At 74.3% G+C, this 21,603-nt stretch carries 17 protein-coding genes; 7 read left to right on the top strand and 10 right to left on the bottom strand.

Features of this window, described 5'->3' with window-relative positions:
• Positions 1-15: 15 nt before the first annotated feature.
• Positions 16-429, bottom strand: a complete 414-nt coding sequence (locus tag ACIBIW_RS35320; RefSeq protein WP_399342399.1) for a globin — start codon at positions 427-429, stop codon at positions 16-18.
• A 139-nt stretch (positions 430-568) separates the two neighbouring features.
• On the opposite strand from ACIBIW_RS35320, the gene ACIBIW_RS35315 reads away from it, so the two are divergent.
• On the top strand, positions 569-1,534 hold the full coding sequence (locus ACIBIW_RS35315) for a methyltransferase domain-containing protein (protein WP_399342398.1): 966 nt from the start codon (positions 569-571) through the stop codon (positions 1,532-1,534).
• A 49-nt stretch (positions 1,535-1,583) separates the two neighbouring features.
• On the opposite strand, the gene ACIBIW_RS35310 is transcribed toward ACIBIW_RS35315, so the two are convergent.
• The 8 genes from ACIBIW_RS35310 to ACIBIW_RS35275 form a co-directional block, all read right to left on the bottom strand.
• Complete coding sequence (locus ACIBIW_RS35310; protein WP_399342397.1) at positions 1,584-2,783, bottom strand: FHA domain-containing protein; 1,200 nt, start codon at positions 2,781-2,783, stop codon at positions 1,584-1,586.
• Positions 2,784-3,063: 280 nt separating this feature from the next.
• Positions 3,064-4,407 (bottom strand): VWA domain-containing protein, encoded by a 1,344-nt coding sequence (locus tag ACIBIW_RS35305; protein ID WP_399342395.1) that lies wholly within the window; start codon positions 4,405-4,407, stop codon positions 3,064-3,066.
• Between the two features lie 81 nt (positions 4,408-4,488).
• On the bottom strand, positions 4,489-5,856 hold the full coding sequence (locus ACIBIW_RS35300; RefSeq protein WP_399342393.1) for a PP2C family protein-serine/threonine phosphatase: 1,368 nt from the start codon (positions 5,854-5,856) through the stop codon (positions 4,489-4,491).
• Positions 5,857-5,859: 3 nt separating this feature from the next.
• Entirely contained in the window at positions 5,860-8,538 is a 2,679-nt protein-coding gene (locus ACIBIW_RS35295; RefSeq protein ID WP_399342391.1) for a tetratricopeptide repeat protein, read from the bottom strand.
• Positions 8,535-9,854: a hypothetical protein gene (locus ACIBIW_RS35290; RefSeq protein WP_399342389.1), complete on the bottom strand. Its 1,320-nt coding sequence runs from the start codon at positions 9,852-9,854 to the stop codon at positions 8,535-8,537. Before ACIBIW_RS35290 ends, ACIBIW_RS35295 begins: the two co-directional genes overlap by 4 nt.
• Before the next feature lie 145 nt (positions 9,855-9,999).
• Positions 10,000-11,034: a glutamate ABC transporter substrate-binding protein gene (locus ACIBIW_RS35285; protein ID WP_399342387.1), complete on the bottom strand. Its 1,035-nt coding sequence runs from the start codon at positions 11,032-11,034 to the stop codon at positions 10,000-10,002.
• An 11-nt stretch (positions 11,035-11,045) separates the two neighbouring features.
• Entirely contained in the window at positions 11,046-12,503 is a 1,458-nt protein-coding gene (locus tag ACIBIW_RS35280; RefSeq protein ID WP_399342386.1) for a hypothetical protein, read from the bottom strand.
• Between the two features lie 498 nt (positions 12,504-13,001).
• On the bottom strand, positions 13,002-14,066 hold the full coding sequence (locus tag ACIBIW_RS35275) for a mechanosensitive ion channel family protein (protein ID WP_399342384.1): 1,065 nt from the start codon (positions 14,064-14,066) through the stop codon (positions 13,002-13,004).
• A 285-nt stretch (positions 14,067-14,351) separates the two neighbouring features.
• Here ACIBIW_RS35275 and ACIBIW_RS35270 point away from each other — a divergent pair, with 285 nt between their 5' ends.
• From ACIBIW_RS35270 to ACIBIW_RS35255, 4 genes are all read left to right on the top strand, one after another.
• Positions 14,352-14,888 (top strand): HNH endonuclease, encoded by a 537-nt coding sequence (locus ACIBIW_RS35270; protein ID WP_399342383.1) that lies wholly within the window; start codon positions 14,352-14,354, stop codon positions 14,886-14,888.
• 417 nt (positions 14,889-15,305) lie between these two features.
• Entirely contained in the window at positions 15,306-15,641 is a 336-nt protein-coding gene (locus ACIBIW_RS35265) for a hypothetical protein (protein WP_399342381.1), read from the top strand.
• A complete protein-coding gene (gene malQ, locus ACIBIW_RS35260; protein WP_399342380.1) occupies positions 15,642-17,819 on the top strand; it encodes a 4-alpha-glucanotransferase in 2,178 nt (725 codons plus the stop codon).
• A gap of 71 nt (positions 17,820-17,890) precedes the next feature.
• The gene (locus ACIBIW_RS35255) at positions 17,891-18,136 is read left to right on the top strand and encodes a hypothetical protein (protein WP_399342378.1); all 246 of its coding nucleotides are present in this window, start codon (positions 17,891-17,893) and stop codon (positions 18,134-18,136) included.
• A 171-nt stretch (positions 18,137-18,307) separates the two neighbouring features.
• Here ACIBIW_RS35255 and pepN read toward each other — a convergent pair whose 3' ends face one another.
• Positions 18,308-20,893 carry an aminopeptidase N gene (gene pepN / locus ACIBIW_RS35250; protein ID WP_399342411.1) on the bottom strand — a complete coding sequence of 862 codons (2,586 nt, stop codon included), beginning with the start codon at positions 20,891-20,893 and terminating at the stop codon, positions 18,308-18,310.
• A gap of 117 nt (positions 20,894-21,010) precedes the next feature.
• On the opposite strand from pepN, the gene ACIBIW_RS35245 reads away from it, so the two are divergent.
• Positions 21,011-21,256 carry a ribbon-helix-helix domain-containing protein gene (locus ACIBIW_RS35245; RefSeq protein ID WP_399342377.1) on the top strand — a complete coding sequence of 82 codons (246 nt, stop codon included), beginning with the start codon at positions 21,011-21,013 and terminating at the stop codon, positions 21,254-21,256.
• Positions 21,253-21,600 (top strand): type II toxin-antitoxin system PemK/MazF family toxin, encoded by a 348-nt coding sequence (locus ACIBIW_RS35240; protein ID WP_399342375.1) that lies wholly within the window; start codon positions 21,253-21,255, stop codon positions 21,598-21,600. The genes ACIBIW_RS35245 and ACIBIW_RS35240 overlap by 4 nt, the downstream gene beginning before the upstream one ends.
• Positions 21,601-21,603 lie beyond the last annotated feature (3 nt).

Raw genomic sequence — 21,603 nt, 5'->3', positions numbered from 1 at the left:
GCCGGCCGGGCGCGGCTACCCCGCGGTGTTGACCATGGTCGCGGCGGCGTAGGTCAGGTACTTCCACAGCGTCCGCTCGTGCTCCTCGGACAGGCCGAGTTCGTCGACGGCGGTGCGCATGTGCCGCAGCCAGGCGTCGTGCGCCGCGCGGTCCACGGTGAACGGGGCGTGCCGCATCCGCAGCCGGGGATGGCCGCGGTTCTGGCTGTAGGTCGTCGGGCCGCCCCAGTACTGGATGAGGAACAGGGTCAGCCGCTCCTCGGCCGGGCCGAGGTCCTCCTCCGGGTACATGGGGCGCAGCAGCGGGTCCTCGGCGACACCCTCGTAGAAGCGGTGCACCAGCCGCCGGAAGGTGTCCTCGCCGCCGACCTGCTCGTAGAACGTGGTCTCGGGAGGCGCGCCGTGCGGAATCTCAGTCACGCCCTCCATCGTCTCAGACGCCCCGGCGGAGGACTCCGGGCCCAGGACCACCGCCGCGGGCCCGGGCGCCGCCACGCGCGGGCGGCGTTCCGGGGCGCCCGGAGCAGCGTTGCTGGCACACGCGCGCGCCGCGCAGGACAGTGGACACATGCGTACGCGTGCGGTGGACGAGGCGGCGGCGCGGGAGCGGGCCGCGATGGTGCGGACCCTCGCCGAGGACGGTGCCTTCGACGACGACCCCGCCTGGCGCCCCGCGTTCGAGGCCGTGCCCCGGCACCTGTTCGTGCCGTACTACTACACCGGCGTCATGGGCGGCCACCGGCGGCTGTGGGGCGAGGACCCCGACCCCGGGCGGCGGGCCGAGTGGCTGCGCGGCGCCTACACGGACGCCCCGCTCGCCACCCGGCTGCGGGACGGCGAACTCGTCTCGTCCAGCAGCCAGCCGTCGCTGATGGCGCGGATGCTGGCCTGGCTCCAGGCCGCCGACGGCCACCGGGTGCTGGAGATCGGCGCCGGTACCGGCTACAACGCGGCGCTGCTCGCGTACCGGCTCGGCGAAGAGCGGGTCACCACCGTCGACCTGGAGCCGGAGATCACCGAGGGCGCCCGCGCCCACCTCGACGCGGCGGGCCTCCACCCCGCTGTCGTCACCGGCGACGGCGCCCGCGGCTGCCCGCGCGACGCCCCGTACGACCGGATCATCGCGACCTGCGCCCTGGACGACGTGCCACGGCCCTGGCTCGCCCAGTGCCGTCCGGGCGCGCGCGTGCTGACGCCGTTCGGGACCGGGCTGCTGGCGCTGCGGGTGGCGGGTGCCGCGCGCGCCGAGGGCCGCTTCCTCGCCACGCCCGCCTACTTCGTCCCGCTCCGCGGCGGCCCGCGGCGCGCGGCACCGCGCGACGGCGGCGTCCGGCTGCCCGGCAGGGCGCTGCGCAGCGACGGGTTCCGCTTCCTGCTCGCGCTCGCGAGCGCCGCCGCCGACCCGGGCGACCTGTACCGCGTATGGGAGGAGCAGGGCCGCCCCGAGCGGGAGCGCTACGGGATCAGCGTCGACGGCACGCGCGCGTGGGCGTGGCTCGACGCCCCCGAGGGGCCCCACACCTGGCCGCTGTGAGTACGGCCCGCACCGCGGCCGGGACGGCGGCCGGCGGTGCGGGCCTGGATCAGCCGCGGCGGACGGTGATCGTCGTCCAGGCGCCCACGTGCACCCGGTCGCCGTCCTGGAGCGGCACCGGCACGAACGGCTGGATCGGCTCCTCCGCGCCGTTGACGGTGGTGCCGTTGGTGGAGTTCTGGTCCACCACCGCCCACGACCCGTCGGGCTGCGCCACCAGCAGCGCGTGCTGGTGCGAGACCCCCGGGTCCTCAGGCGGCACCGACAGGTCGATGTCGGGGGTGTCGCCCGTGGAGTGGCGGCGGCGCCCGATCGACACCTGCGGGCCCTGGAGTTGGCGCTGCTGCTCGGGCGAGTACGCGGGCAGGTTCAGGCCCGTCGCCTCGGGGCCGGAGCGGTGCATCATCGCCATGAAGTACTCGCGGTCGGGCCCGATGGTCGCCGTCCACACCGCGGGCGGGGCGTAGCCGCCCGTCGGCGGGGGCGTCTCGGACCGGTCGAACCCGGGCGGCGCGACGGGACCGCCGGGGCTCCCGGCGGGCGGTGGCGCCGGGGGCCCCGGCGTGGAGGGCGGGGAGATCACCCAGTCGTCACCGCCGGGCCGCGGCGGCGCGACCGCCTCGCCGCGCCCGAACGACGGCTGCGGCGCGGGCTGCTGCTGGAACGGCTGGGGCGCCCCGCCGTTCGTCGGCGCGGGCGGCGGCGCCTGCGGCCCGGGGCCGCGCGGCGGCACCGGCAGCGGCCCCTGCGGCGGCACCGGGCCCCCGCCCTGCGGCGCACCGGGACCCGGCGGGCCCGGCGGGTTCTGCGGCCCGCCCTGCGGGGGCGGCGCGGGCTGGCTCGACGGCTCGAAGAACGACGCGGGCAGCGGCTCCGCGGGCCTGTTGATCTGCGAGGGCCGCGAGCCCTGCGGCTCGTACGGGTCGCCCGGGGGCCGCTGGAAGCCCGGGGGAGGGCTCGGCGGGCCGCTCTGCGGCGGCGCGGCGGGCGTGTAGCTGGTGGCGGTGTTCGTGAGGAAGTTCCAGCGGCACTCCTCACAGAACGGCGCCCCGCCCTCGCGCGGCGTGTGGCACTGCGGGCACAGCTCGGGCCGGCCGGACTGCGGCGCGCCGGGACCCGCGGGGAAGCCGCGCAGGTCGGGGGCGGGCGGCGGAGGCGGGGGCGGGGGCACGGCACCGGTCATGCGGTGACCGCAGACCTCGCACCAGTCGTCGGAACCCGACTGGTGTCCGTTCGGGCAGGTCGGCATGTCGGCGCTTCCTCCTCTCCTCGTCCGGCGCTGCGGCCGGGCTCTCCGGCTCGGGGCCGGGCAGCGGGCCGCGCCCGTCGGTCCCGGGCGCCGTCCTCGCCTGCTGTCGTGGTCGGATACGGATGGCTCTGTCGGCTCTTCGGGTCTGTCAGCTCTGTCGCGGCGCGGCGCGCGGACCCGGCCGTCCGCACGCCTCCAGTGTGTTCGTCATCGTCGGCCGTGTCTGCCGTGCCGTGGGCGGCGGTCTCCGTCGACCGCCGCCGTCGCGCGGGCCTGCCGCCTACTTCTTCACCCGTACGGTCTTCGTCGACCGGGTCTCCAGCGTCATCTCGTCGGCGTCCTCGACCCTCTTCTTCAATCGCACAGTACCCGCCGCCACGTCCACCACGTCCACCACCTTGGAGAGCAGCTTCGAGGTGTCCTCGTTGCCGAGGGCGTCCGCGAGTTGGACCGCGCGGCCCAGCTTCGCGGTGGCGCCGTCGTCGTCGCCCGCCTTGCGCGCGTTCAGGCCCTCCTGGATGACCTGCGCCAGCTCGGCCTGGCCCGTGTAGTGCGCGACCTGCGGGTTGATCGTCGTGGACGCGGCCATGTCGTCGGTCCACACCGCCCGCACCAGGCCCTGCGCGAGGGTCTGCGGGCTGCCCTCGGCGCTCGGGATGACCAGCGAGACGCGGGCCGCCAGCATCTCCTGGCCGACGCCCGCGGCGGGCACCCGCACACACACGTGGTAGTCGCGGGACTCGTCGCCCCAGGAGCCGGTCGGATAGTCGCCCGCGCGGGGGCCCGCCTCGGTGCGGCGGCCCGTCAACTCCTCGACCGTCGGCGCGACCTGCTTCACGAACGCGATCTCGGTGTCCATCGGCGTCCACAGGCGCAGCGCGACGTCCGCGACCTCCTTGCCCATGGCCTCCTCCATCATGTGCTGGAAGTCCTCGGCGAGGCCCGAAGGGTCGGCCACGATGTCGGCGGTGCCCAGCAGCGCGGAGGCGATACCGGTGACCTCCTTGACCTCCCAGTCCGTGCCCACGCCGCGGGCGTCGCAGGTGAAGCGGCCCGCGCACGCGTCGAGCGCCGCCTTCAGGTCGCCGGGCGCCTCGTGTTCGTTGCGTCCGTCGGTGAGCAGGATGCCGTGCCGGATCGCGACGTCGGCCGACGACAGCAGCCGGTCCGCGAGTTGCAGCCAGGTCCCGATGGCGGTGCCGCCGCTCGCCGCGAGCTTGCGCAGCGCGTTCCTGGCCTCCTGCCGGGTGCCGGGCCCGGCCACCGCGAGCCTGCCGTCGCCCGGGTAGACCTCCTTGGCGACGTGGGTGCCGCCGATCACCGCGAAGTGCACCCCGTCGCGCAGGGTGTCGATCGCGGCGGCGGTCGCGTCGCGCGCGTTGCGCATCTTCGTCGGCGGATAGTCCATCGACCCGGAGCAGTCCACCATGATCGCGACCGCGGCGTCGGGCGCCTGGCCCGCGCCGAAGCCGGACGGCGACGTCACCCCGGGCCCGACGGTGCCACCGCCGGTCGAGGTGACGGTGACGACCGCGTTGACCTCCCTGCCGCCCTCCGGCAGGTACTCGTTCTGATACACGTCCACGGAGAACTGCGGGACGTTCGACTTGGAGAATTTGGCCATGGAGTGTGCTCCCCCCTCAGACTTCCCACGGCGTACGCGCGTGGCGGTTCCCGTGTGTCACGGGTGGCGGGCGGCCCGGCGTCAGGCCGGGCCTGCCCCCTGGGGCGGCACCGGGAACGGCAGTACCGCCACTGTTACGTTGTCGTGGCCCCCGCCCCCGAGGGCGTGTCCCACCAGCTTCTGGGCACCGTGCAGCGGCCGCTCCCCGGCGTCCCACGGGACGACGGCCGCCATCTCCTCCGCGGCCTCCGCGTAGTTCCACAGCCCGTCCGTGCAGACCACGACGACACCCGGCCTGTCCAGTTTGTACGACTCGGTGTGCGGCTCCAGTTCGTACGCGTCGGCGCCGAGCCAGCCGGTGATGGCGTGGGCGCGGTCGTCCGCGTACGCCTCGGCCTCGTTCATCAGCCCCGCGGCGACCATCTGCGCGGCCCACGAGTCGTCCTGGGTCAGCCGGGACGCGGGCGCGGAGCGGTCGATGGGCACCCAGTACGCGCGGCTGTCGCCGACCCAGCCGATGACCAGCAGGTCGCGTGCGATCACGGCGCCGACCAGGGTGCACGCGGGCGCGTTCTGCTGCGGCGGCCTGCCCCGGCGCGAACCCGGCTCGTCGGCGAGGTCGTTGACGGCGTCGGCGGCGGCGATGATCGCCTCGTGCATCGCCTGCTGCGGGTGCGTGCCCCGGGGCAGCGCGTCCAGCAGTGATGCGACGGCCGTGTCGCAGGCGGCCCTGGACGCCTCGTCCGGCCTGGTCGCCGAGGACACGCCGTCGCAGACGACGGCGATCACCGCGGGCGCGCCGTCCTTCAGCGCCGTGGCGGACAGCGCGAACGCGTCCTCGTTGCGGTGGTGGCGCAGACCGCGGTCGCTGACGGCCGCTACGGCCCCGAGTTCCTGTTCCATGTGGTCCCGTTCGCGTGGTTGCGCCTTGCCGCAGTGCTCGCAGTAGTCGTCGCGGTCGACGCGGCCCGCGGCGCAGAAGACGCAGACCCGGCCGGGCGCCGCCTCCTCCTCCGGTTCCGCGCGGGGGTCGGCCGCGGGCCGCGGCGCGGCGAGCCGGTAGTCGTCGCCGTCCGTGGTGCCGCCGCGCTCCGCCGCGGGCGCCCCGCCGCCCCCGGAGGCGGTGGCGGGGGCGGACGCGGCGCCGTGCAGCGGGGAGCCGCCCGAGTCGAGGCCCGGCACGTCGGCGGGACCGTGGACGGGCACCGGTGTGTCGTCGCTGTCCAGATCCGACGCGGTCGGCCACTCGACCTTGCCTGTTGCGGCCGCCCCCACGCGCGCGGGCGCGCCCGCGCTTATGGCGATCGTGGGACGGTCGTCCCCCGGCACCGGCACCGCCTCAAGATCGCGCCCGCACACACCGCAGAAACGGTCACCCGGCTCCACCGGCTCCCGGCAGGACGGGTTCGGGCAGGTCGGCCCGGCGGCCGACGGGGGCATCTGCGGCATGAATCACACCCACGTCCGGGGGCGGAGACGGTTGGCCCGCTCCACCATTTCGATGCGCTCACTGCCCCGGCGCGCGTGCCGGGCCAGGGTCCGGTACGTCCGTTCGAGCCCGAACCGCAGCCCGCGCTCGTCCAGTTCGCTGCCGAGCAGCACTGTCCCGCTCCCACCCTGCGGCGGGAGCGTGTTCTGCCCACCGGAGAGTACCCAGTCCAGGGCCGTGCCCAGAACCTCCGCGGACAGCAGTTCTCTGCGGACGGCGTCGAGACCGTACTCGCGCAGCGCATCCACCTGCCCGGCCGCCGCCGTCAGATCGCCCAGGAACGCGCCGTCCGCGCCGCCCGCCCCCGGCGCCGCAGGAGCGACCCGCTCCCGCAGCCGCGCCCGTACCGACGCCACCCGGGCCGCCGTGTAGTGGATCGACGAGCCGGGCACCGAGTCCAGCGTCTCCACCGCCGCCGTGCGCCCGCCCGCCGCGAACTGCACCCGGGCGAGCCCGAACGCGGCGCTGACATAGCTGGGGTCGGTCGTCCACACCAGGCCGTAGTAGTCGGCGGCGTTGTCCAACTGGCCGAGGACCTCGGCGCAGACCCCCAGCGCGATCTTGGGCGCGCTCTCGCCGGGGAACGCGTCGTACACGGCGTCGAACGAGACCGCGGCGCCCTGCTGGTCCCCGGTGGCGAGCGCCACCACGCCGCGGTACCAGACCACCCGCCAGTCGTCGGAGTGGTCGGTCTCCAGCGCGGTGAGCGCGCGCACCGCGGCCGCGGTGTCGTCGTCCGAGCCCATCTCCAGGCGGGCCCGCAGCTCCCGCAGCCGCAGTTCGAGCGAGTGCGTGGGCGCCGCGCGCAGCGCCGCGATCAGCTCGCCGGGCGCCGACGCCATCAGGCCCGCCAGGAAACCGGCGTTGGGGTCGCCGGGGTCGATCCTGGGCACCGGCAGCGCGAGCGCCGCCGCGCGCACGTCGAGCGGCCGCACCTGCCCCGCGGCGCCCGGCGGCGGCCCCGAGGCGCCCTCGCCCGCCGCGCGCGGGGACGGCACGACGACGGCGCCCGCCGCGGGCAGCGCGGGGGCCGCGCCCCCGGCCCCCGGGGGCAGCGCGGCGCCGGGCTGCGGGGCAGCGGGCAGGGCCGCGGCGGCGCGGCGGGCGCGGCGGCCCAGCACGGGCTGCCGCAGGCCGAGCCGGGACGCCTCGCTGCCGAGGTCGCGGAACAGCACGGTGTCGGTGACCTTCACCTCGGGGCCGAACAGCGACGAGAGCGCCGGTCTCGGCCGCTTCGTCTGGAGCGCCACGACCTCCCGCAGCACTCCGGTGAGCTGCTCGGCCATCTCCTGCGCCGAGGCGAACCTGCGCGCCGGGTCGGGGTCGGTCGCACGCACCAGCAGCCGGTAGAACGACTCGTACCTGCGGAAGACCTCGATGTTCTCCGGCTCGGGCAGCGAGTCCGCGAACACCGAGGTGTAGCCCTGGAAGTCGAACGTGAGGACGGCGAGGGTGCGTGCCACCGTGTACAGGTCGGACGCCACCGAGGGCCCCACCTCGGCGACCTCGGGCGCCTGGTAGCCCACCGTGCCGAAGATCGCCGACTCCTCGTCGTCCATCCTGCGCACGGCGCCCATGTCGATCAGCTTGAGCTGGTCCTCGGTCTGGATGGCGTTGTCGACCTTGAAGTCGCAGTACAGCAGGTGGCGGCTGTGCAGGTGCCCCAGGGCCTCCAGCGCCTCGATGCCGAACGCGCAGGCCAGCTCCACCGGCAGCGGGTCGCGGCGGCCCTCGGGGGTGCGGCGCTCGTTGGCGATCTCCTTGAGGGACTTGCCGCCGACGTACTCCATGACGATGTAGCCGTCCATGGAGCCGGTGTGGGGGTCCAGGTGCTCCACGAAGTTGTAGATGCGGACGATGTTGGAGTGCTCGATCTCGGCGAGGAAGCGGCGCTCCGAGATCGCGGCCGCCATCGCGTCCTGGTCGCCGGTGTCCAGCAGGCCCTTGAGGACGACCCAGCGATCCGACACGGCGCGGTCCACGGCCAGGTAGACCCAGCCGAGGCCGCCGTGCGCGAGACAGCCCACGACCTCGTACTGGCCGTGCACGATGTCGCCCTCGTGCAGCTTGGGCACGAACGAGTACGGATTGCCGCACTTGGTGCAGAAGCCCTCGGTGCGTCCTGGCCTGTCGCCGCGGGAGCGCCCCACCTGGGCGCCGCACTCGGAGCGCGAGCAGAACCGCTTCCGCTCGGGCACCTCCGGGTTCTCCAGCACCATCGCGCGCGGGTCGGGCCGCGGCACCGCGGGCACCCGCACCAGACCGGCGCCGAGCCGGCCGCGCGCGGACGAGGACCCGGCGGACCCGGAGCTGCGCACCGACACCGACTGCGCGCCCGTACCGCCCGACAGGGACCGCGAGAGCCGCCCGGACACCGAACGCCGCGACGTAGAAGAACGCGAAGAGCGCGAAGACCGCGAGGAACGTGACGAGCGCGCGGACTGGGACGTCGAGGAGCGGGACGAGGGCGTGCTGCCGCTCGACGTGCCCCCGCCCCCGGTGACGCCCGTGGGCGTGGAGCCGACCATGCCGTTCGCGGACACCACGGGCGCCAGGCCGCAGGTGTCGCAGTACAGCTCGCCGTCGCCGACGTCCTCGTACGTGCCGCCGCATCCTGGCCGCTGGCAGTTCGCTCCGCTCATGTGTTCCCCCTGTGTTCGCCCCGGCCGCCCTGCGGCGGCACGCGCGGGGCCAGCAGTTCCGCGGCGGCCTGTTGGTAGCGCAGCACCGCGGACTCGGCGACCCGCAGATCGCAGGGCGCGCTCCACAGCATCCGCCGGGCGGCGTCGTAGCGCTCCACGAGCAGCGGGTCCTCCGCGAGCCCGTGCCTGGCCACCTTCGCCTTGTACGCGTCGAGCCTGCCGCGCAGCTCCGCGCGCACCGCGAGCGGCGCCGTGACCGCCGTCAGCGACTCGCGGGCCCGCAGCAGTTCGTCCTCCGCCTTCTCCTCCAGCGCTTCGAGCAGCGGCGACAGCCGGTGCCACTGCGCGTGCCTGCGGTACTCGGAGGCCCTGGCCAGCTCCTCCTGGAGCACCGTCGGCGGCCCCGACACCGCCGGGACCTCGGTCGCGGCGATCTTCGCCAGGACCTCACCGCGCGCGGTACGCGCCTCGGCGAGCGTGCGGTCCGCGCGGGAGAGCACGTCACGCAGCTTCAGCAGCCGCGTCTCGGCGTCCTGGCGCACCGTCAGCACCGCGTCGATCTCGCGCCGCACCTCGTCGAGCGCGCGCGCCTCGCGGTCGTAGCGCTCGGTGTCGGGACGGCCGCCGCCGGGCGCCGAACTGCCGGGCGCCGGCACCCAGAACGCCAGCGGGTCCGAGATCACCTCGGCGCGCAGCGCGGTCAGGGTGCGGGTGATCCGCTCCAGGTCGTCCCCCGAGGGATGCTCCCCTGGGCGTACGCCCACGGAGTGGGCGAGGGAGCGCGTGCGCTGCAACTCGGCGGAGAGCAGGTCGATCCTGGCGGGCAGCGCCGACCAGACCGCGTCGGCGGTGACGACCATGTCGAGTGAGCGCGCGTAGAGCTGGTTCATGCGGGTCACCAGCGTGTCGAGGGAGAGCCGTTCGCTCATCCGGGCGGGCCCGGTGAGCGAGGCGGGCGGCCCGCCGTTCGCGGCGTCCGCGACGGTGATGCTCTCCCCCCGCAGCCGCTCCGTCAGCTCCGCGAGGTCCTGGGCGCTGGGCCAGCGGCGGCGCGCCCGCAGCTCCCGCACCGCGCGCAGGGCGTCGGCGTAGGCGTCGAAGTACGTCCAGAGCAGGGTGATGGAGCGCTCCGTCTCGGCCCAGCGCTCCCGGGTGGTGCCGGTCAGCTCCGCGCCTTCGAGGAGGCGGCGGCCCGCGTGGTCCTGGAGGGCGAACAGCGATGTCTCGATCGCCTCGTGCTCCGCGCCGAGCCGCGCCAGCGCACGGTCCACCTCGTCCCGGTCCATCACAGGACCGGGGGGTCCCGCGACGCCCATCGATCACCTCTCTTGCGTCCAGGACCGGGTGCCGGCGGCGCCCGGTGCCGGCGGTCCCAGGTCCCAGGGCCGCCCGTGCCAACTCTCCAGTGTTATCAGTTCGGTTACGTCATCCGGTGCATCCGCCGACCGTCGGCGGGCCCCGTCACTTGTACTTGGCCGCCGGGGGCCCCGAGGAGGGCCCCATGTCCTCCTTCAGCCAGTCGTTGTACGAGTGGCGCCAGCCGGACCCCCGCCAGTCCGTGAGTACTTGGTTGACGCGGCGTACCAGGGCGTCGGCGCCCTTGCGCATGGCCACCCCGTAGTACTCCTCGGTGAACGGCTTGCCCTTCAGCTCCACCGTCGGGTCCTGCGACGCCTGCCCGGCGGCGAGGGCGCCGTCGGTGATGATCGCGTCGGTCCGGCCGAGCTGCATCCTGACCAGGCAGTCGAGCTGATTGGGCACGTTGCTGTTGAGGACCTTCGCGCCGTACGACTCCTTCTCAAGCGCCACCTGCGCCGTGGAACCCGCGGCGACGCACACCCTCTTGCCCTTGAGGGAGGCGTTGTAGCCGGTGATGCGGGACGTCTTGGGCGCGAGTACCTGCTGGCCGGTCTCGAAGTAGGCGGTCGAGAAGGACACGTCCTTGAGGCGGTCGCAGTTGATCGTCATGGTGCGTACCACCATGTCGACGTCGTTGTTCTTGATGGCGTCGATGCGTTGGTCGGTGGGGATCGCCAGGAACCGGACCGCGTTCGCGTCGCCGAGGATGCCCTTGGCGATCTGGTGCACCAGGTCGATGTCGAACCCTTCGAGGGTGCCGCCGAGCTCCTCCGGATGCTCCGGGTCGAGCGGCTTGTTGGGGTTCAGATAGCCCCAGCCGTAGCTGCTCTGGTCGATGCCGACGCGCAGCGTCCCCCGCCCCACGATTTTCTTGACCTGGTCGTCGGTGGCGGTGGACGAAGGCGACAGGCTCGCCTCCGGGTCCTTGCAGTCGGGCGCCGCCGCCTGCCGCGCGGGCTGCTGCGACGACGTCCCAGGCACCCCGTCGTCGGCGTCCGCACCGCCGCCGTGGCGGGTCAGTGGGAGCAGGGCGCACACCGCGGTCAGCGCGCACGCGCCCGCCATGGTGGCGACGCCGCCCCAGCCGCGCAGCCTGACCGGTCGCCTGGCGCGTCGCACATCCGCCCTCTCGTCCATGCCGCCCCCTCTCACCGGTACTCCGAAAGCCTGCGCCCGACGCCGAGCAGCGCGCCACCGGCACCCAGGACCGCGAGCACGGCGGCGCCCGCCGTCAGTCCCCAGGTGTCGCCGACGCCGCTGTCCGCGGCGGTGGTGAAGTCGTGCTCCTCCTGGGCGAGCGCCCTTTGCAGCTCGTCGTCGAGCCGTGTGAAGGAGTCGTTGGTGGACTGGTCGTCCGAGGTGCCGATGACCTTGGAGAGCGCGCCCGCGTAGTTGCCCTCGGTGTCGGCCTTGCGGGCCGCCTGGTGGCGGCTGCGCCACTCCTTGAGGTCCTTCGCGGCCCGGTCAAGCGGCCCGCGGCCCTCGGGGTCGTCGGCGAGCGACGTCGCGGACGCCAGCAGCCCCTGCGTGCCGTCGGCGCCGCCGAGCGCCTTCATCTGCTGCTGGTAGTCGTAGTCGTACTTGTCCTCACTCGTCTTGCCGACCCGCACCGTCTCCGCCCCCCTGTTGACCAGGGTCAGGTTCTCGTTGCCGCGCGCCTTCAGGGACGCGATGCGCGCGTCGTTGAGGACCGTCAGCGAGCGCAGCCCGTGGTCGTAGGAGTCGTCGAGGTCGGCGCGCGCGAGCCCGTGCCCCACGGTGAGCCAGAGCAGCGCGGCGAGGCTGGCCGCGGTGGCGCCGAGCAGGCCGCGGTTGAACACGCGGTTCGTACGGCGGTAGTGGCGGCGCTGCGCGAGGACGAGCGCGGCCAGGGTGACCAGGCCGACGGCGACCGCGATCCACGGGAAGGACCTGGCGTCGCCGTAGTCGTCGTCGAGCTGGCCGTTCTGCCGCTGGTAGAGCTTCTCGGCCTGGTCGAGCATCTGGTTCTTGCCCTGCATCAGGTCGTTGGCGTAGCGCAGGTAGGCGGCGCCGAGGGGCAGCCCGAGGCGGTTGTTGGCCCGCGCGCGCTCCACCAGGCCGGTGTACTGCGGCAGCATCTGGTTGAGCGCGGTGATGGCCTCGGCGGCGGGGGAGTCGGGGTCGGTGCTCGTGGCGGCGTCGGCGAGGGTCGTCGCGGCGGTCGAGATGTCCCGGTCGTAGGCGCTGGTGACCTTCTCGGGCTCCTGGCCGCCCGCCAGGAAGCCGGTGGAGGCGGCCGTGTTGGCGTCGGCGAGCGCGGTGTAGATCGTGGCCGCCGCGCTGCTCAGCGGCTGGCTGCCGTGCCGCACGTCGTGGGCGGCGGAGCTGCGGTCGCTCGACTGCCAGGCGCTGACCGCCCCGAACACCACGATCAGCAGCGCGAGTCCGGCGCCGATGAGCCGCAGCCTGCCCGGTTCCGTGACAGCCGCGGCGCGCAGCCTGGCCACGCCCTCGCCCGCGGCGGTGCCCCGCCGCTGCCCCGGCGGCGGCGCCTGCGCGTGGGCCGACTGCGGCGGCACGGCCACGACCGTGGCGGGCGGGCCCGCCGCCGGCGGTGCCGCGCTCGCGTTCGGCGGCTGTGTCACCTGACCTCCCCCTCGGTGGACGACTTCTCGCTGCTGCCCGCCGCCTGCGGCGCCGGGCTCGGCCACGCAGGCCAGTATGGCTGCCGGGAACGACAAGCACACCAGAGTTGCGCGATCTTGCTCACGTGCGGCGGCACCCGGCCGTGCGCCCCGTGCGCCGCGGCCTGCCACCACCCTTGCCCAGGAACACGTTCACCCGAACCGTTCGGTTCCCGGGAACGGGCGATGTGTGTTCGAGACGGGCGATTTACGCGCGAATCGCGTACGGGCCGCGGTCCGCACGGGTGGGCGCCCCCGGAGTCCCCACCGTCCCACCACCCCGCCGGGACCGGTCCGTTGCGCCACCGCGACGGCGCCGGGAGCCGCCGGGGGAGCGGGCGCGCGTACGCGCGCGTGGGGCGCGACGACGGCCGCGCGGGCGGCCACGGGCGGCCGGGACGCACGGCGGCGCGGCGTACGCGTGTGTGTGTGCCGCCATGTCGCCCGACCGCCCCGCGGCTACTTCGCCCGACCGCCCTGCGGCGGCGACTGCGGCGGTATCGGGGAGGCGTTCTCGGACTGCGGCGACGACGAGGAGGCGTACGCGGACGGCGGGGCGACACCGGCCGACGGGTCCGCCGCCGGGGTGTCGTCGGGCAGCGGGGGGTTGCCGACGATACGGATGCCGGCCTCGTCGAACGCCCGCTTGATGCGCCAGCGCAACTCGCGCTCCACCGACAGGGCCTGGCCCGGCATGGTCTTCGCGGAGACGTGCACCACCATCGAGTCGAGCAGCACGCTGTCGAGGCCGAGCACCTCCACCGGGCCCCACAGCTTCTCGTTCCAGGGCTCCTCGCGCGCGAAGTCCTGCCCGATGGCGGTCAGCCGGTCCCGCACGGCGTCCAGGTCCTCCTCGGGGTGCAGCGTCACGTCCACGTGCGCCGTGGACCAGCCCTGGCTCAGGTTGCCGATCCGCTTCACCTCGCCGTTGCGCACGTACCAGATCGCGCCGTTGTCGCCGCGCAGCTTGGTGACCCTGAGGCCGACCTCGATGACCTCGCCTGAGGCGACGCCCGCGTCGATGCTGTCGCCGACCCCGTACTGGTCCTCCAGGATCATGAAGACACCGGAGAGGAAGTCCGTGACGAGGTTGCGGGCGCCGAAGCCGATCGCCACGCCCGCGACCCCCGCGGACGCCAGCAGCGGCGCCAGGTTGATCTTGAAGGTGGACAGCACCATCAGCGCCGCCGTGCCCAGCACCAGGAACGAGGCCACCGAGCGCAGTACGGACCCGATCGCCTGGGAGCGCTGGCGGCGGCGCTCCGCGTTGACCAGCAGCCCCCCGAGCGCGGTGCCGTCCACCGCCTGGACCGTGCGGTTCATGCGGTCTATGAGGCGGGTGATGGTGCGTCGGATGGCGGTGCGCAGCACGACCGCGATCACCAGGATCAGCACGATCCGCAGGCCGACCGCGAGCCATGTCGACCAGTTCCGCTGAATCCAGTCGGCGGCCTCGGTCGCCGAGCGTGGCGTGTCGGGGTCTGCGGCGCGGCCTGCGAAGGACGCGAGGACGGACCGGAACACTGTGCACAACCTCCTGGCGGGGCCCCGGGGCGGAAGAGAGCCGGTGGACGCGGGGGCGGGGGCGCCACCGTGCGGGCCGCGCACCACACTAACGGGGCAGCGCGCCCCCACCGCCTGCCCGCGGGGCAGGTAGGACCCGTGCCGCGGGGAAAAGAACGGGGTGTGGTCGAAAACACTTCCAGCCCGTTACCGGTACATGGTGGCGCTACGACCAGGCATGAGGGGAGACTGACGTCAGATCGTCCCGGCGCGAGCCACGCGCCGCCGGCGTACAAGGAGGCATCCGTGCCGCATGTCCTGGTCCTCAACGCGTCGTACGAGCCGCTCGGCGTCGTACCGCTCCGCCGCGCGCTCATCCTCGTCCTTGAGAACAAGGCAGTCTGCCTTGAGGAAACCGGCGCCCTGATGCACAGCGCGACCCTGTCCGTGCCCGCGCCCAGCGTGGTCAGGCTCAAGCGCTTCGTGCGGGTCCCCTACCGCGGACCCGTCCCCCTCACCCGGCGTGCCCTCTTCGCGAGGGACGGCGGCCGTTGCATGTACTGCGGTGGCGTCGCAACCAGCGTCGACCACGTCATTCCCCGCAGCCGCGGCGGCCAGCACGCCTGGGACAACGTGGTGGCGTCCTGCCGCCGCTGCAACCACGTCAAGGCCGACCGGCACCTGATGGAGCTGGGCTGGCGGCTGCGGCACAAACCCGCGCCGCCCACGGGTCTCGCCTGGCGGATCATCGGCACGGGGCATCGCGACCCCCGCTGGTTGCCATATTTGCAGCCATACGGGGCGGATGACGCCTTGGCCCGGATCGACGGCATCTCTGCCTGAGTCCGGGCCTTTGTTGTCCCCCGGGGCTTCCCCAGGCCGCCGGGGGTCCTCTCATGCCCCGGCGCGCCCGCCCACGGCCCAGGCCGAAAATCAGCCCGCCCACGGCCCCTCCCCGCACCCACCGTCGGCCTTTCCTCACGCCGCCCCGTCGGCCTGCTCCCACGCCGCCCCGTCGGCCGCGCCGTCCCGCCCCGCCTCGCCACCCGCCCGGCGCCGCAGGCCCGTCCCGGCCCGCCGCAATTACTGCGCCCAGCCGCCGTTCCCGCGCACAGATTTGCTGGATCGACCCCCCTGATTGGGCAAGAATGTGAGCAGAACCACGTGAGAGTCGGCCGGAGTACGTCCCTGGGACGTCTGTCGCCGAGCCCGCTGGGTAGGCAACAGCCTGACCGAGCCGCCCCTGACAAGGAGGCCCCCGTGGCCGCACCGGCACATCTCCTGCTCCCGTCCGCTTCCAAACGCGAGGCCGAACACGCGTCCGACTGCACCGACGCCGCCGCGCCCGGCACCGCCCCGCGCGCCCGCGAGCCCCGCTTCGCGTTCACGCCCGCGTGCGACCCGGCGCTCAGAGCGCTCCACCACGCCTCCTACGGCGCCGAGCCCACCGCCACCGAGCCCCCGCTGACCAGCGAGCCGCCGCTCGCCGACGCCGCGCCCCTCACCAGCGAGCCCCCGCTCGCCGACACCGCCCCGCTGACCAGCGAGACCACGGCCACCGGCATGGCGGCCGACTCGGACCCCTCGGTGGCGTAGGTGTCGCTGACCCGCCTCGCCGAGCTGCACGGCGTCGCCCCCTCCTACTCGCCCTCACCGGGAGAGACCGTCCCGGCCACCGAGGCCGCCGTGGTCGCGGCACTCGGCGCGCTCGGCGTGGACGCGAGCACCCCGGAGGCCGTGCGCGACGCCCTGGCGGCCCGGGAGGCGGAGCTGGCCGCGCGCCTGCTGCCGCCGACCGTCGTCTGGTGGCAGGGCCAGGAGCCCGTCGCGCTCGCCGGGCTCCCGCCCGGCACCCGGCTGCGGGTGGTCACCGAGGACGGCGCCGACCACGACCTGGCGGTCCAGACCGCCGAGCCCGTGCCCTCGGTACGCACCGTGCCCCCCGCCGGCCCGGGCCCCGCAGCCGACACCCCCGCCGACGAGCCGCCGCCCGCGCAGCCGCCCGCCGAGCCCATCCCCGAGCCCCGGGCCGGCGGCGGCTGGCCCCGGCTGCCGCTCGGCGTGCACGCCCTCACCGCCCGCACCCCCGACGGGCGCCTCGCCCGCTCCCACCTCGTCGTCGCACCGCCCGAGCTGCCCGCGCCCGGGGAGCGGTCCCACGGGCTGCTCGTCCAGCTCTACTCGCTGCTGTCGCGGCGCTCCTGGGGCATGGGCGACCTGGGCGACCTCGCCGACCTCGCCTCCTGGTCGGGGCGGGTGCTCGGCACCGGCTTCATCCAGGTCAACCCGCTGCACGCGGCCGTGCCAGGACACCCCACCGACCCCTCTCCCTACCGGCCCTCCTCGCGCCGCTTCCCCGACCCGGTCCACCTGCGCGTCGAGGACGTCGACGAGTACGCCCACCTGGCGGGGGCCGACCGCGAGGAGGCCGCCGGGCTCCGCGCCCGCGCCGCGGCCCTCCGTGACGCCGTCCTCGGCGACGGCGCCCTCATCGACCGCGACGCGGTCTGGGAGCTGAAGCGCCGCGCCCTCGAACTCGTGCACGCCGTCCCCCTCGCCCCCGGCCGCCAGGCCGCGTACGTCGACTTCCTGGCCGCGGGCGGAAGGCAGCTGGAGGACCACGCCACCTGGTACGCGCTCGCCGAGCTGTACGGGCCCGACTGGCACCGCTGGCCCGAGGGGCTGCGCGACCCCCGCTCGGCGGCCGTGGAGCGTGCCCGCCGCGAGCTGATCGACCGCGTCGACCTGTACTCCTGGCTGGCCTGGCTCACCGACGCCCAGCTCGCCGCGGCGCAGCGGGCCGCCGCCGACGCCGGTATGCCCATCGGCCTCGTCCACGACCTCGCCGTCGGCGTCCACCCGGACGGCGCCGACGCCTGGGCGCAGCGCGACCACTTCGCCGAGGGCATCTCGGTGGGCGCGCCGCCCGACGCGTTCAACGCACACGGCCAGGACTGGGGCCTGCCGCCCTGGCGCCCCGACCGGCTCGCCGAGTCCGGCTACGCCCCCTTCCGCGAGCTGCTCTGCGCCCTGCTCCGGCGGGCCGGCGCGCTGCGCGTGGACCATGTGATGGGCCTGTTCAGGCTCTGGTGGATTCCCCCGGGCCGCCCGCCCACCGACGGCACCTACGTGCACTACGACGCCGAGGCGATGCTCGCCGTCCTCGCCCTGGAGGCGCACCGGGCGGGCGCCCTGGTGATCGGCGAGGACCTGGGCACCGTCGCCCCCGGGGTACGGGAGGCGCTGCGCGAGCACGGCGTGCTCGGCACCTCCGTCCTCTGGTTCGAGCGGGACTGGGAAGGCGACGGGCGGCCGCTGCGCCCCGCGCGCTGGAGACCTGGCTGCCTCGCCACCGCCACCACCCACGACCTGCCACCGACCGCCTCCCGGCTGAACGGCGACCACGTCGAGCTGCGGCACCGCCTCGGGCTGCTGACCGGCCCGCTCGCCGAGGAGCGCGCGGCCGCCGCCGCGGAGACGGGGGAGTGGCTGCGGGCGCTCGGCCGCCTCGGGCTCCTCGACGACGGGGCCGCCGAGGAGGAGGAGATCAGGGCCGTGCACCGCTTCCTGCTGCGCACCCCCGCGCTGCTCGTCGGCGTCTGGCTGCCGGACACGGTCGGCGACAGGCGCCCGCAGAACGTGCCGGGCACCAGCGACGAGTATCCCAACTGGCGGCTGCCCGTCGCCGACGCCACCGGCACCCCCGTCGGCTTCGAGGAACTGACCGCGTCGCCCCGGCTGCACGCCCTGATGCAGGTGCTGCGCACGGACTGAACCGGCCCCGGACGGCGCCTGCGGCCGACCCCGGACGCGCGGCGCCCGGGGCCGTTCGCTACGTTGGCACCGTGGACAAAAAGAACGCCCTGCGCGCCGGTGCCATCGGCGCAGGCACGACGCTGATGATGCTGCTGTTGTCGTCCCCCGCGCTCGCCCTGACCCGCGACGACGGCGACGACCCGGGCTCAGGGCTCTCGGTGGCCGAGACCCTCGGCCTCTACGTCCTGACCCCCCTCGCGATCTTCCTGGTCATCGCGGGCCTCGTGGTGCTCGGCACCCGCTCGGGCACGAAGAAGAACGCCGAGAGCAAGTAGGGCCACGCCCCCGCCTTCGCCGTCCCACGCGCGTGGGACGGCTTTCGGCGTGTGGGGCCCGGCCCGTACGGGGCGCACGCGCGCGCGTGGCCCGCGAGCGGCGGGCGGAACCCCCCGGCCCCGCCCGCCCCGTACCGGCTGCGCGTCCGCGCAACCGGTACGCGTCAACCGCTACGCGTCCGCGGCCTGCGCCCGCAGCGCACGCTCCACGCCCGCGCGTGCCTCAAGGACCAGGCGCCGCAGCGCCGCGCTCGGCTTCGCCGACTCCAGCCAGGCGTCCGTCGCCGCCAGGGTGGCCTCGTCGACCTGGAGGGTCGGGTACAGGCCCACCGCGATCTGCTGGGCCATCTCGTGCGAGCGGCCGTCCCAGATCTCCTTCACGTGCGTGAAGTACTGCTCCGTGTACGCGGCGAGCAGGTCGCGCTGGTCGGTCTGCACGAAGCCGCCGATGACGGCCTCCTGCACGGCGTTCGGCAGCTTGTCGGAGCCCACCACGGACTCCCACGCCTCCGCCTTGGCCTCCGGGGTCGGCCGGGCGGCCCGCGCCGCGGCCGCGTGCCGCTCGCCCGCCGCCGTCCTGTCCCGCTCGTACTCGGCGGCGATCTCCGCCTCGTCGAAGCGGCCCACCGCGGCGAGCCGGTGCACGAACGCCCAGCGCAGCTCCGTGTCGACGGCAAGACCCTCCACCGTCTGCGTGCCGTCCAGCAGCGCTTCGAGCAGGTCGAGCTGCTCGGGGGTGCGTGCGGTGGACGCGAACGCGCGCGCCCACGCCAACTGGTGGTCGCTGCCCGCCTGCGCCGCCCGCAGGTGCGCCAGCGTCGCCTCGGTCCACAGGGTGAGCCCGGTCTCCCGCCAGGAGGGCGCCGCGTACAGGTCGAGCGCCAGCTTCACCTGCCGGTGCAGCGAGTGCACCACGCCGATGTCGGACTCCTTGGCGATGCCGGAGAGCACCAGGTCGAGATAGGCGCGGGTGGCCAGCTCGCCGTCCCTGGTCATGTCCCAGGCGGCGGCCCAGCACACCGCGCGCGGCAGCGAGGACTCGAAGTCGCCCAGGTGCGCGGTGACGGTGCGCAGCGACTCCTCGTCGAGGCGGACCTTCGCGTAGGAGAGGTCGTCGTCGTTGAGGAGGATCACCGCGGGCCGCCGTACCCCCGCGAGCTGCGGGACCTCGGTCAGCTCGCCGTCCACGTCCAGTTCGACGCGCTCGGTGCGCACCAGCTTGCCGCTCGCCTCGTCCAGGTCGTACAGGCCGACCGCGATCCGGTGCGGACGCAGCCGCGGCTCGCCCTTCGCGCCCGCGGGCAGCTCGGGGGCCTCCTGGCGGATCGCGAAGGACGCCAGGGTGCCGTCGGCCGCCGTCTCGATCTCGGGCCGCAGGACGTTGATGCCCGCGGACTCCAGCCACTTCGCCGACCAGGTCTTCAGATCGCGCCCCGAGGTCTCCTCCAGCGCGCCCAGCAGGTCGGTGAGGCGGGTGTTGCCGAAGGCGTGCCGCTTGAAGTACGCCTGCACGCCCTGGAAGAACTCGTCCATGCCGACGTAGGCGACGAGCTGCTTGAGGACGCTCGCGCCCTTGGCGTAGGTGATGCCGTCGAAGTTGACCAGCACGTCGTCGAGGTCGCCGATCTCGGCCATGATCGGGTGCGTGGACGGCAGTTGGTCCTGCCGGTAGGCCCAGGTCTTCATGGTGTTCGCGAACGAGGTCCACGACTGCGGCCAGCGCGAGCCCGGCGCGTGCGCCAGGCAGGCCACGGAGGTGTAGGTGGCGAACGACTCGTTGAGCCAGAGGTCGTTCCACCACTCCATGGTGACCAGGTCGCCGAACCACATGTGGGCCAGCTCGTGCAGGATGGTCTCGGCCCGGCTCTCGTACGCGGCGTCGGTGACCTTCGAGCGCCACACGTACTGGTCGCGGATGGTGACCGCGCCCGCGTTCTCCATGGCGCCCGCGTTGAACTCGGGCACGAAGAGCTGGTCGTACTTCTCGAAGGGGTACGCGTAGTCGAACTTCTCCTCGAACCAGGCGAAGCCCTGCCGCGTCACCTCGAAGATCGCGTCGGCGTCCAGGAACTCGGCGAGCGAGGGCCGGCAGTAGACGCCGAGCGGCACGCTGCGCCCGCCGCCCTCGTACGTGCTGTGCACCGAGTGGTACGGGCCCGCGATCAGGGCGGTGATGTACGTGGAGATGCGGGGGGTGGGCGTGAACGACCAGACCCCGTCGACCGGCTCGGGCGTCGGCGAGTTCGACACCACCGTCCAGCCCTCGGGCGCCTTCACGGTGAAGGTGAACGCGGCCTTCAGATCGGGCTGTTCGAAGCTGGCGAACACCCGGCGGGCGTCCGGCACCTCGAACTGCGTGTAGAGGTACGTGCGCCCGTCCACCGGGTCCACGAAGCGGTGCAGGCCCTCACCGGTGTTGGTGTAGGCGCAGTCCGCGACCACCCGCAGTTCGTTGCGGCCCGCGGCGAGGCCGGCCAGGGCGATGCGGGAGTCGGCGAAGACGGCGGCGGGGTCCAGCGCCCTGCCGTTCAGCACGGCCTCGTGGACGGTGGGCGCCACCAGGTCGATGAAGGTGTCGGCGCCCTCCTGCGAGGCGTCGAAGCGCACCGTGGTCACCGACCGGAACGTGCCCTGGCCGCCCTCGGGGCCGTCCCCGGCCTCCGCGCCGCTCAGATCAAGATCGATCTCGTACGAGTCCACGGTGAGCAGCTTCGCCCGCTGCTGCGCTTCCTCACGGGTCAGATTGGTGCCAGGCACGCGCTCATCTCCTAGTTCCTCGGTGCCCGCCGGGTCGCGGCGTTCGGGCCATCCTTCCATGCCACGGGTCTCCGACGGAGTGGCACCTTCGGTGCCCCGGTGGGTGGCATCGAGGGTATGAAGATCAGTGTGAGCCTGTCGCAGGAGGACGTGGAGTTCGTCGACGCGTACGGGAAGGGTTCCGGGGCCAGATCCCGCTCGGCCGTGATACACGCCGCGATCCAGATGCTGCGGGAGGCGCGTCTTGAGGACGACTACGCGGCGGCCTGGGACGAGTGGTACGCGGGCGACGACGCCGCCCTGTGGGACACGACCACGTCGGACGGACTGTCCGGCGAGGGTGAGGAGCGTGCCGGATCGTGAGGCGCGGCGACATCTACCTGGTCGATCTCGAACCGGTACGGGGCGGCGAGGCCAACAGGGCCCGCCCCGCGGTGCTCGTCACCAACGACGCCGCGAACAGGGTGGCCGAGCGGATGCGCCGGGGTGTCCTGACGGTGGTCCCCGTGACCTCGAACGTCACCCGGGTCCTGCCCTTCCAGGTCCTGCTCGACGGGATCGAGTGCGGTCTGACACGGGACTCGAAGGCCCAGTGCGAGCAACTGAGGGCCGTTGACGTGAGCAGGCTGCTGCATCGCCTCGGCGCGGTTCCGGCGAAGACCCTGGACCGGATCGACACGGCCCTGCGCAGGCAGCTCGCCCTGTGACGC

Source organism: Streptomyces sp. NPDC050560 (genome assembly GCF_044457285.1).
In the GTDB taxonomy this organism is placed as follows: domain Bacteria; phylum Actinomycetota; class Actinomycetes; order Streptomycetales; family Streptomycetaceae; genus Streptomyces.
Note: the sequence above shows the minus strand (reverse complement) of the source record. Positions and strands in the feature narration are given on the sequence as shown.

Coding starts and splice junctions, on each gene's coding strand:
- ACIBIW_RS35290 (WP_399342389.1), bottom strand. CDS start 9,854: ATGGGCGTCGCGGGACCCCCCGGTCCTGTGATGGACCGGGACGAGGTG.
- ACIBIW_RS35285 (WP_399342387.1), bottom strand. CDS start 11,034: ATGGACGAGAGGGCGGATGTGCGACGCGCCAGGCGACCGGTCAGGCTG.
- ACIBIW_RS35315 (WP_399342398.1), top strand. CDS start 569: ATGCGTACGCGTGCGGTGGACGAGGCGGCGGCGCGGGAGCGGGCCGCG.
- ACIBIW_RS35310 (WP_399342397.1), bottom strand. CDS start 2,783: ATGCCGACCTGCCCGAACGGACACCAGTCGGGTTCCGACGACTGGTGC.
- ACIBIW_RS35295 (WP_399342391.1), bottom strand. CDS start 8,538: ATGAGCGGAGCGAACTGCCAGCGGCCAGGATGCGGCGGCACGTACGAG.
- ACIBIW_RS35305 (WP_399342395.1), bottom strand. CDS start 4,407: ATGGCCAAATTCTCCAAGTCGAACGTCCCGCAGTTCTCCGTGGACGTG.
- ACIBIW_RS35320 (WP_399342399.1), bottom strand. CDS start 429: ATGGAGGGCGTGACTGAGATTCCGCACGGCGCGCCTCCCGAGACCACG.
- ACIBIW_RS35245 (WP_399342377.1), top strand. CDS start 21,011: ATGAAGATCAGTGTGAGCCTGTCGCAGGAGGACGTGGAGTTCGTCGAC.
- ACIBIW_RS35300 (WP_399342393.1), bottom strand. CDS start 5,856: ATGCCGCAGATGCCCCCGTCGGCCGCCGGGCCGACCTGCCCGAACCCG.